The following is an 11,019-nucleotide window of genomic DNA, read 5'->3' as shown; positions in this document are numbered from 1 at the left end:
TCAATGTGTAAACACATTTCAGGACGAGACAGCATAAACGAAAAAGCCGATGAATAATCATCGGCTTTTTTTGTCAGTCGGGTGTTAGATGACCCGAGAGAACTGCTGCTGACGTGCCTTATCGCGATAATAAACGTCGAAGCAGATACAGATATTACGGATAAGCAGGCGGCCCGTTTCACCAACGGTGATCTTTCTGTCGTTCACCTCAACCAACTTGTCGTCGATAAAGGTTTGGAGCAGCTTAAGATCTTCGGCAAAATACTCTTCAAACTTAATGCCTAATTGCTGATCTATCTTGGCCATATCCAGGTCGAAATGACAGATGAGCTGCTTGATCACCACGCGACGGATCTCGTCATCGCGGTTGAGTTTGCAGCCTTTCCACAGCGCATGACCTTTCTCATCTACCGATTCGTAGTAAGGACGAATGTCTTTCTGGTTTTGGGCGTAACAATCGCCAATCTGACTGATTGATGACACCCCAAGGCCGAGCAAATCACACTCTTCTTGGGTGGTATAACCCTGGAAGTTACGGTGCAGGCGTCCTTCGTTTTGCAAGATAGAAAGTTCATCATCTGGCTTAGCGAAGTGATCCATACCGATATACTGGTAACCTGCGCCGGTCAGCGTCTCGATAGTTTGGTGCAACATTTCCAGTTTTTGCTGCGGACTAGGCAGATGCTCATCTTTAATCTTACGCTGTGCTGCGAAGCGTGCTGGCAGGTGGGCGTAGTTAAAGACTGACAGTCTATCGGGAGACAGATCTAGTACTCGCTGCATGGTCTCTGCAAAGCTTTCAGGTGTCTGGTGCGGCAGACCGTAGATAAGGTCTATGTTAGTCGACACAAAGCCCATGGCTTTCGCCTTGGCGATCAGGTCGAAGATAAACTGTTCATCCTGCTCACGGTTAACAGCAATCTGAACCTCTTTGTTAAAGTCTTGCACGCCGACCGAGATGCGGTTGAAGCCCGCTTCTTTTAAGGTATCGAGCATTGATAGCTCTATTTCACGTGGGTCGACCTCAATAGAGTATTCCCCCTCGTCGGCAATATTGAAATGCTCTTTGAGTAGTGCCGACAGTCTGAGGATCTGCTCAGGGCTGAGGAAAGTCGGTGTACCGCCACCCCAGTGGATCTGGGTGACTTGATAGTGTTTGAACAGCGGAGCGCGCTTGACGATCTCTGCGGCAAGGTACTCGATATATTGATCCGCCTTATGCTGATGGCGGGTGATCACCTTATTACAGCCACAGTAGTAGCATAGCTTGGCGCAGAAAGGGATATGCAGATACAGCGACAGCTTATTGCTCTTACTGTTGGCAATAGAGGTGAGCAGATCTTCTTCGGTGAAAGAGTCGTCAAATTCTAATGCGGTCGGATAAGAGGTATAACGGGGACCGCTGTAATTGTACTTTTCGATCATTGACTGATCCCAACTAATTTGGGTGGGCTGCTTCAAGGCGTGTCCTCCGAAGGTGGTAAATTAGCAACTAGCGAAGTATGCAATGTTATTGAGTGAATAACATTGATCCAGGTTGCAAATTGGCACTGCAATTTATGTTAGCTGACGAATATCCTTGTTTTCGGCTTAAATGTCTTGGTTTAAAGCCGTTTTTGTGCGCCGACTCACGCCCTAATGTTAGTGGCTGAGATGGGCGTATGCTTTCACCAGGAGTTTGGCTTCTTCTGTGATTTCGACTTCTAGCGCGGCTTCTGATTTCATTCTTTCGAAGTCGAGCTTCATGCGCTGCTGTTTCTCTAACGCTTTGCGCTGTTCCATGATGGGATGAGTCTTGATGATATCAAAATGCTTAAAGAAAGCAGGGTATTGGTGTTGTACCTGTTCACTCTGGCCTAAGATCTCAAACAACTTGCCGATACGCATCACTCCTTCGGACAATTCACAACGCTCTTCAAGCATGGCGGCAGCAATATAGTGAATATTGCCCAGCAACTCTTTCTCTCGCGCTTCACTGGCCGCCTGCTGTGCGGCTAATTGGGCAGCCTGCTGCTGCGTTTGTTTTTTCAGCTTAAGCAGCAGATGCAGGGCATAGCCGCCAAGACCTAGGATGATAAGGGCACCAATGATGAGTAACGTCGTGGTCATGTTGAGATCCAGGTTTGTGTTTATCTAGGTGGGATAGAGAAATGGCATCAATACTGATGCCATTTGTGTGCGTCTTTAGGGCTAATTTTTCTCTTGATAGTCTTTTAGCAGATCGGCGCCAGATTCGAACTTATCGAGGAGATCGTCGTCAGAGCGGGCAGCGGTTTGCATCACATGCTCTAAGTCATCTTCTTCTGAGATGCCTAAGCGTTCCATCAAGCGCTCGATTTCGGTGAGCTGTTTCTCTAGCCAGGCTTGATCGTCAGCATTGAGATCTCGGCCCTCTTCGATCATATCGAGAAGTTTGTTGAGTCTTGGATCTTCCTCTAGCTTCAACAGCTTCTGCTCATCACTCATCTTAGGCGCCTTCGGTTTTTTCTCGACCGCTATAGTCGCTGGTAGACTGAGCGCTACCGGCTTCTTACTGCCATGGCGTGGATCTTTGGCTTGCGCTGCACCCGATTGTTGCTGCTGGATCTGCTGCTCGTTATGTCGACTGCCCGCTTTATTACCCGACTTCCGCTTCTTACCTGTGACGACACGGTCTTCTTTCTTCGTTCTGGGTGGACGTTTTGGCGCATTCTCATTGATCTTGCGCGTTTTTTTACGGGACATAACGTTAATCTCAACTACAAAAAATCGTGAACCTATTTAACCTAGTGGTTAGATAAGTGAACTTGGGTCGCGTGTTATACCAGATCTTGTTGGTTTTTGCACCAAAATGAGATCCTTTGACGCGAATAATAGCCTAAACTCGGCTTGGCGTGCCAAATATTGAAAGGTGGCTTCCTGATAAAAGCTGACATGAGTCAGATTGTTCTTGTGGTGCCACTTAGGAAAGCCCTGTAACTCGGTGAGTAACTGGGTACTGATAGCCATCCATCCACCGGGTTTGAGTAGCGAGCAGAGCAACTGCCACTCTTTTCCCGGAAAGCGAAAGTGTTCAAATACCCGGTAGCAGCAGATAAAGTCGTATTTTAGTCGCAGCAGGGTGTGATCCGCAGCGAAGTTTGGATCGTACTGATTGAGTGTATGCCCTCTTGCCTCGATGGCATCCATGGCCTGCTGCTCCAGTAGACGCCCGAAGTTGAGTCCAAGCAGTGGCCCCTGAATCTGCTGCTCACATTGTGTGATCAGGCTGGATAAGAATTGCTGTAGCGGTTTGTGCTTACTATTGGCCGAGCGATAGCGCTTCAATTCGGCGCTTGGGGGAAGGTGGGAGCTGGCATCGGCAAACAGGAGCATGCAACGTTTACATCGATAGATAGATCTTTTTCTATCTTGATAGAAAGGAGAGGTATTGTCGCTAGTGCACAGGGGGCATCTTCGCATGGGTGAGGCATGACTCTATAAAAGTGATTCGACAGTCTTCGCTTAATTAATTTACTTTAGCCTAATGCTAAACAGAAGCGTATTTTTGCTTAGATATAAAAAAAAGGCGACAGTATGACTGTCGCCTTCCAAAAAGTACCAAAGGTACTCAATTCTGATTCCAAGTATCCTTACTTGCTATGCGACTTTCCCAGTCGGATTCCATCTTATTTTTTAATCTGCTTTCCATGCATAGTTATTTTAGTTTTCGGTCTTCCAGACGCTTTTTTTCTTTCCCTGTCGCCTTCCTGACCACAGCTTCCGTAGATGGTCTTCTTGACACATCACAATCCATATCGTCATCTTTGACGCATAATAAACCATCCTTGTTAGGTTTACTTTTAAGTTCAGCAGTAAGCAGTTCCACTGTTTTCTGAACTGTAAGGAAAATGCTAATTAGCGCATTGGCCTTCCTAACCAATATCCTTACTAAATCATAATGACCTGACTTCAGATGCGAAGTACTTCTCTTATTATTTTTAGTGAGTGGTCTAAGTATTATTATTATTTTTGCTTAACTTTATTCTTATATCTTAAATGATTTTACATACCGAAATCTGTTCATTGTTATTAGATAGATTTTATACAAACAGTTGGGTTCACCTCGGTACGGGCACAATTAAAACGAAATCTGTGATCTATGTCAAGCACCAATTTTATACAGTTTACGTAAACGTAAAGTTGGAAGTGTAAAAAAGGGTGGAAACTTCCACCCTTTGACTATCTAGCAATAATTTACTTAATGCTTGATATATATTTAGATAATGCTTCGATGTCTTCGCTAGTAAGCTTCTTGGCAACATCCTGCATCATGCCGTTTAAGTCGTTGTTACGAGTTGTATCATGAAACTTATTCAGCTGGATCTTGATGTAGTTAGCGTGCTGACCTGCAATTGCTGGGAAGCCGGCAGCTTCAGAACCCTGGCCGCTTGGACCATGGCAGGCGATACATGCGGTTATACCACGTACGGCATCTCCACCTTTATATAGTTGTTCGCCAAGTTCAGGCACATCTTTTACTTCGCTAACGGTAAGCGTTTGCGAAGTATAGTAAGCCGCTAAATCTTCGATATCTTGATCTGACAATGCTGCCGCCATTGGGCTCATCATAGGATCGTTACGGCCTTCTTTACCGCCTGTGTGAGCAGCTTGACGTAATTCGGTTAGCTGCTTCTTCAGGTAGGTTTCTTGTTGACCCGCAAGCTTGGGGTACATGTCGATCATACTGTTACCATCAACACCGTGACAGGCAGAACAAATGATTGCTTTAGTTTTTCCCGCTTCAGCATCACCTGCTGCTAGAGCCGGAGTTGATAGAGTGGCTAACATTGATAGCGCAATAGCTAACTTTTTCATGGCGTTCCAACTTTTAGTTAAATTTTTTGTCCTGAGCTTACGAGAGTGACCTGCAAGCGTGATAAAATATGATTTATGTGATCGGGGTAATATTTTACACGAAATTGTGCAAATGTAAGCAAGTCTTCGATATTTAAACTGAAGAAATAACAATTTTTGGAGTGGGTAGTGACTGATTCTCGTATCGATTTTCGACAGGCCAAGTTTTTGATTAGTGCGCCGGATATTGCGCATTTAGATGAACACTTGCCCGGTGATGTAGGCGTCGAAATCGCCTTTGCTGGTCGCTCTAATGCTGGAAAGTCGAGCGCATTAAACCAATTGACTGAGCAGAAGAACCTGGCAAGAACCAGTAAGACACCTGGACGTACTCAGTTAATTAATGTGTTTGCACTCGATGAACACAGACGATTAGTGGATCTTCCGGGTTATGGATTTGCCCAGGTGCCATTGGCGATGAAGAAAAAATGGCAGCAGGCGTTAGGCCAATATTTGCAAGAGAGAGCCTGTTTAAGTGGGTTGGTGGTGCTGATGGACATACGCCATCCCCTTAAAGATCTCGACATGCAGATGATTGAGTGGGCGGTGGATTGCAATATTCCCGTACTGGCGCTGCTGACCAAGTGTGACAAGTTAGCCCAAAGCGCCAAGATGAAGACGGTTAACGAGGTACGTAAGGCCTTAGCCGACTTTGGTGATGGGGTTAAGGTTGAGCCTTTCTCCTCGCTAAAGGGAACGGGTAAACCTAAGGTGCTGAGCATACTCAATGAGTGGTGCCACCCAGATTGGTTGGTAGAGGCATTGGCCGACGCTGAACAAGAGTAGTGATATCGATAGGCAAGTGGAGCGCCTCCTATTTTAGGAGGCGTTTTTTTATACCTAGTTTATTGAAGGCAAAAAAAATGCCGACGGTTACACCATCGGCAAAAAATACATTAGCTCTTTTGGGGAGAAGCTAAATTTCAACAAGACTCAAGTTCTATTAGTCGAAGACCAATAGCTCTCAATGACTATAGGATAGCCTGAATTGCCACCCATTTAAAGTATTTGCTCTAAAATAAATTTCAGACGAAAAAAAGCCCCAGCAAGTAACTTGCTGGGGCGCCAGAATTTGGCTTTCACTTAACGTGAAATAAAAAAAGGTCTGAAAGATAGAACATCTTAACCTCTGTACCCTACGCAGAGAATAATACTGCATTGGCCGTATTATGGGAAACTGTTTTTTGTAATAAACGACAATAATGTGAGCGATGTCTAAAAATATGCTCAATAAAAGCACAGGTTTTTGATCTAAAAATTACCAAAATTACCCTTAAAAGAGATGTTTAGCTAAAAATCGCCCTTGAGTGAAAAAATATTACTAATTTTGGTGATTTTTCCAGCTCATCCTTGAGATAGGGCTAGATTTTCGAGAAGGCAGGCCTTTATCCATCAAAAAGCCCCAGCAGGGCTGAGGCTTTTGGTATTGAGATGGCATAAATTAGTGAGCTTGTTCCCAGTTATCCCCTATGCCCGCCTCCGCCAATAATTCGACATCGAGTGAGGCTGCCTGAGCCATCAGCTCACATACCTTGAGCTTAAGCGACTCGGCTTTGTCGGCGTCGACCTCAAACACTAATTCATCATGTACTTGCATAATCATAGTGATCTCCCCTTGGGTATCTTGGTCGATCCACTGAGCAATATTGATCATGGCTTTCTTGATGATATCGGCGGCGGTTCCCTGCATGGGGGCGTTAATTGCGGCGCGCTCAGCTGCTTGACGACGCATGGCATTTCTATCCTTGATGGCCGGTAGATAGAGTCTGCGACCATAAAGGGTAGACACATAGCCCTGTTCGGCAGCGGCAGCACGCGTGTCCTCCATATACTTGAGCACGCCGGGATAGCGCTTAAAGTAGATGTCGATATATTGCTGGGCCTCGTGACGTGGAATATCGAGTTGGCGTGCTAAACCAAAGGCCGACATGCCATAGATGAGACCGAAGTTCACCGCCTTAGCGCGGCGACGCTGCTCGTTGGTGACTTCACTGAAATCGACACCAAACACTTCGGCGGCGGTGGCGCGATGAATATCCTTACCTTCAGCAAAGGCGGTAAGTAGCCCCTTGTCTTGCGACAGGTGCGCCATGATCCTGAGTTCAATCTGCGAATAGTCGGCGGCGAGGATTTTACGCCCCTCTGGCGCAACGAAGGCGTGGCGAATGCGGCGTCCTTCTTCGGTGCGGATAGGAATATTCTGCAGGTTAGGCTCGCTGGATGACAGGCGCCCCGTGGCGGCATTGGCCTGATGATAGCTGGTATGTACCCGGCCGGTTTTGCCATCGACCATCAGTGGCAACTTGTCGGTATAGGTGCTCTTTAGCTTAGACAGGCTTCTGTGCTCCAGGATGATCTTAGGCAGCGGATAATCCAGTGCCAGCTCGACCAATACCTCTTCGGCGGTGGATGGCGCGCCTTTAGGTGTCTTTTTCAACACAGGGTAGCCAAGCTTATCGAAGAAGAGGGCTTGTAGCTGTTTGGTGGAACTTAAGTTAAATGGCTCGCCGGCTATCTCGTAGGCCTTCTGCTCAAGTTCATCGATCTTACGGGCCAGCTCTTCACTTTGCTGGCCTAGTACCATGCTATCGATCAATACCCCTTGGCGCTCAATTTGTGACAAGACGCTGACCAGAGGCAGTTCTATGTCGGTAAATACACTCGCAAGCTCTCCCGCCTTCTCTAATCTTGGCCAGAGGTGCTGGTGCAGTCTAAGAGTGATATCGGCATCTTCGGCGGCGTAAGGCGCGGCCGTCTCCAGTGAGATCTGGTTAAAGGTCAGCTGTTTTACCCCTTTACCTGCTATCTCCTCAAAGCTGATGTTCTTATGGCCTAAATACTTCAGCGCCAGGTCGTCCATATTGTGCTTAGACGCGACCGAATTGAACACATAGGATTCGAGCATGGTATCGAAGGCCACACCTCTAAGTGTGATGCCGACATTTGCCAGTATGCTCATGTCATACTTAAGGTTTTGGCCGACTTTAAGTATCTTGGCGTCTTCCAATATCGGCTTTAGCTTAGCGAGCACTTGCTCACTGTCGAGCTGTTCTGGCGCATCGGCATAATCGTGTGCCAGTGGCAGGTAAGCTGCTTTACCTGGCTCGATGGCAAAAGATAGCCCGACCAGTTTGGCCTCCATATAGTTGAGGCTGGTGGTCTCTGTATCTAGGGCAAACAGCGGCGCTGTGGTCAGCGCCTTGAGCCACTCATCGAAAGCTTCCCAAGTAAGAATGGTGTCGTACTGAGTATCTACGGTTTGAGGCGCCGGCGCTTCGTCGGCCTCATCTTGATTTTCTGGTGCTGATTTATTGTCTAACACCTCGGCTAGCCAGCGTTTAAATTCCATTTCGCCATAGCATTTGATCAGTTCGTCGCGATCGGTGTCTTGAATATTGAGTTGGTGCCAGTCCTGTTCCAGTTCGACATCACATTTGATGGTCGCCAGCTCATAGGAGAGTTGGAGCATGTCGCCATGTTCGGCGAGTTTGGCTGGCATGGTCTTGGCGCCTCTAAAGCCGAGCTCTGGCATTTTCTCTGGATTGGCGAGGATCTCCTTAATGCCGCCGACGCCATTAAGCATTGCCAGCGCTGTTTTCTCACCAACGCCCGGCAGGCCAGGAATGTTATCGGCCTTATCGCCTTGCAGCGCTAATAGGTCGATAATCAGTTCTGGGCCGACACCAAATTTCTCGCTGACTTCTTGAGGCCCAAGGATGGTGTTGGTCATGGTGTTAATTAGGGTGATCTGCTCATCCACCAATTGCGCCATGTCCTTATCGCCCGTGCTGATCAGTACGGCGCGGCCTTCTTGGCTCGCCTGTCTGGCGATGGTGCCTATGACATCATCGGCTTCAACGCCGGGAACACAGACCAAAGGCAGGCCTAGGGCGCGAATGATGCGATGCAGCGGTTCGATTTGGCTGCGAAGATCGTCCGGCATCGGCGGTCGATGAGCCTTGTATTCGGCATACATCTCATTGCGGAAGGTTTTGCCTTTGGCATCGAAGACCACGGCCATCTGGGTTGGTTTATATTGTTTGAGCAGGCTGCGTAGCATGTTGATCACGCCATATACGGCCCCCGTGGCTTCACCCTTGGAGTTGGTCAAATGCGGCGGTGCATAGTAAGCGCGGTAAAGATAGGAAGAACCATCCACAAGGACGAGTGGGTTTTCAGCGATATTAGGCATAATGTTATCTATTTTTCGGTATGCGATGATGGCGCTAGCATGCCATATTAGGGCGATTTCGGCCACGCCAAATTACTCAGCAGCCTGTGGATAAGTCTGTGAGCTAAAAAAGTTTCAGCGAGTTGGGATCACGACGACGAACTTAAACGGGTGATGTAACTTGTTGATTTTTATTTGTATTATATTTTTTTGTGAACTAGGTATTACTTCCGAGTAAAATTTCCTAATTTGTGGATTTTTTATTTTGTCATCCATATTTATGCTCTGACTTGGCGAAATGGTTCGGCCTTGTTAGAGTCGATGAACTAACTTAGCATGAAAAATAATCAGATCAAGCCTTTTGTTATTTGATTGTTAAAACTATTCGGTCTATTAAAGGAGTTTTTAATGAAAAAATTTGCTGTTTTATTAAGCGGAGCGGGCGTGTTCGATGGCAGCGAACTTCATGAGGCGGTATTGACCCTGCTGTCGCTGACTCAGGCCGGAGTGAGCTATCAATGTTTTGCTCCCAATATCCAGCAGATGCATGTGGTAAATCATCTGACGGGGGAAGTGGCGGCCGATGAGCATCGTAATGTGCTGGTGGAGTCGGCGCGTATTGCCCGCGGCGATATTAAGGCGACTGATGAGTTGGATATCGAGGCTTTCGATGGACTGGTGATCCCTGGTGGTTTTGGCGCGGCGAAGAACCTGTGTAATTTTGCCGTGGTTGGCAGCGAGTGTGAGGTGGTACCTAGCGTTAAGGCCTTTATTAACGAATTCGTTGAGGCCCATAAGCCTGTTGGCTTTATCTGTATTTCACCTGTGATGATCCCTAAGCTTTATGGCGAGAAAGCTAAAGGGACGATAGGGCACGACAGCGACACGGCTCACGCGTTTAACCTGATGGGCGGCGAGCATGTGGATGCTAATGTTGAGCAGATAGTCGTAGATGAGCCCCGCAAGTTGGTGAGTACACCTGCCTATATGTTGGCTGAGAATATTGCCCAGGCCCATATAGGTATTGAAAAGCTGGTGAAGAAGGTGATTGAGCTGGCGTAATTTCAGTAAATTGAAGAAGGGACCACATACTGTAGGTCCCTTTTTCGATCTTAGGCGGGTATTAGGTGCGTCGACGACTGTCGATAAAGCCCTGTGCTAGTCCAACTAACAGGCCGCCGATGTGGGCCCCGTTGGCAATGGAGAGACCGAACATGTCGGTGAAGCCGAAGACTAACCAGACCAACATAAAGCATATGTAGGCAGGGGGCAGGCCTATTCCTTTCTCGGGACGTTTGATGCCCATGATCCAGGTGTAACCCACAACCGCATAGACCACACCCGACAGGCCGCCGAAGTTAGGCCCGCCTATAGCATATTGCAGCAGGTTGGGCAGGGTGCCTGCGATCAGCAGTAAGGTTAAAAGGGGAGTGACCCCTAGCTTGTTTTCAATCTTGCCTCCCAGATACCACCACCAGAGCAGGTTAAAGATGATATGCATGGCGGAGAAGTGCATCAGGCTCGGAGTAAATACTCGCCATACCTGACTGACATCGCTGCCCGGGACGGCGCCAAAGAAGGAGAGCGCCTCGAAGATAGGATTGGCAAAGCCGAAGATAAAGCCGAGATAGATTAAGGTGCAGCTGAGCATGACGCTGAGAGTCAAGGGGCCGGCACCCGATAAAAACTGAGTAACCAGCTGCAGTCCCGGTGCGCCATAATCTATCTTAGTGCCTGTGGTGCCGTTGTCCCAGGAGGCTTTAAGATACTTGTCTTCATAGGGGTTGCGAATAAAGTGGTCATACTCCTGCTTGGCTATGCCATAGTCTTGTTCTTTCATTACAGAGAGTATGACGCCTTGCTCAGCATGCTGTAGCTGGCAGTCTATGCCCTGTCCCTTAAGGTAATCGATCAATGCCTGTGCGGCACGTTCGTTGGGAAGATGACCAAGTTCCAGCATAGGATGACCTCTT

9 protein-coding genes are annotated in these 11,019 nt (G+C 47.6%); 2 read left to right on the top strand and 7 right to left on the bottom strand.

What is annotated here, in order from left to right:
- Positions 1-84: 84 nt before the first annotated feature.
- From hemN to NY07_RS16070, 5 genes are all read right to left on the bottom strand, one after another.
- Positions 85-1,461: an oxygen-independent coproporphyrinogen III oxidase gene (gene hemN, locus NY07_RS16095; protein WP_081953858.1), complete on the bottom strand. Its 1,377-nt coding sequence runs from the start codon at positions 1,459-1,461 to the stop codon at positions 85-87.
- A 180-nt stretch (positions 1,462-1,641) separates the two neighbouring features.
- On the bottom strand, positions 1,642-2,109 hold the full coding sequence (locus NY07_RS16090) for a DUF2489 domain-containing protein (RefSeq protein WP_033540381.1): 468 nt from the start codon (positions 2,107-2,109) through the stop codon (positions 1,642-1,644).
- An 81-nt stretch (positions 2,110-2,190) separates the two neighbouring features.
- Positions 2,191-2,724, bottom strand: a complete 534-nt coding sequence (yihI, locus tag NY07_RS16085; RefSeq protein WP_033540380.1) for a Der GTPase-activating protein YihI — start codon at positions 2,722-2,724, stop codon at positions 2,191-2,193.
- A gap of 48 nt (positions 2,725-2,772) precedes the next feature.
- A complete protein-coding gene (locus tag NY07_RS16080; protein ID WP_033540379.1) occupies positions 2,773-3,441 on the bottom strand; it encodes a methyltransferase domain-containing protein in 669 nt (222 codons plus the stop codon).
- Positions 3,442-4,215: 774 nt separating this feature from the next.
- A complete protein-coding gene (locus tag NY07_RS16070; RefSeq protein ID WP_033540377.1) occupies positions 4,216-4,836 on the bottom strand; it encodes a c-type cytochrome in 621 nt (206 codons plus the stop codon).
- Positions 4,837-5,004: 168 nt separating this feature from the next.
- On the opposite strand from NY07_RS16070, the gene yihA reads away from it, so the two are divergent.
- On the top strand, positions 5,005-5,661 hold the full coding sequence (yihA, locus tag NY07_RS16065; RefSeq protein WP_033540376.1) for a ribosome biogenesis GTP-binding protein YihA/YsxC: 657 nt from the start codon (positions 5,005-5,007) through the stop codon (positions 5,659-5,661).
- 655 nt (positions 5,662-6,316) lie between these two features.
- Here yihA and polA read toward each other — a convergent pair.
- Positions 6,317-9,067, bottom strand: coding sequence for a DNA polymerase I (gene polA, locus NY07_RS16060; protein WP_033540375.1), 2,751 nt, complete (start codon positions 9,065-9,067; stop codon positions 6,317-6,319).
- A gap of 387 nt (positions 9,068-9,454) precedes the next feature.
- On the opposite strand from polA, the gene elbB reads away from it, so the two are divergent.
- A complete protein-coding gene (elbB, locus tag NY07_RS16055; protein ID WP_033540374.1) occupies positions 9,455-10,108 on the top strand; it encodes an isoprenoid biosynthesis glyoxalase ElbB in 654 nt (217 codons plus the stop codon).
- 61 nt (positions 10,109-10,169) lie between these two features.
- Here the strand turns inward: elbB and glpG are convergent, their stop codons facing one another.
- Complete coding sequence (gene glpG / locus NY07_RS16050; RefSeq protein ID WP_033540373.1) at positions 10,170-11,006, bottom strand: rhomboid family intramembrane serine protease GlpG; 837 nt, start codon at positions 11,004-11,006, stop codon at positions 10,170-10,172.
- Positions 11,007-11,019 lie beyond the last annotated feature (13 nt).

The organism is Shewanella sp. ECSMB14101 (assembly GCF_000773485.1).
In the GTDB taxonomy this organism is placed as follows: Bacteria; Pseudomonadota; Gammaproteobacteria; order Enterobacterales; family Shewanellaceae; genus Shewanella; species Shewanella marisflavi.
Note: the sequence above shows the minus strand (reverse complement) of the source record. Positions and strands in the feature narration are given on the sequence as shown.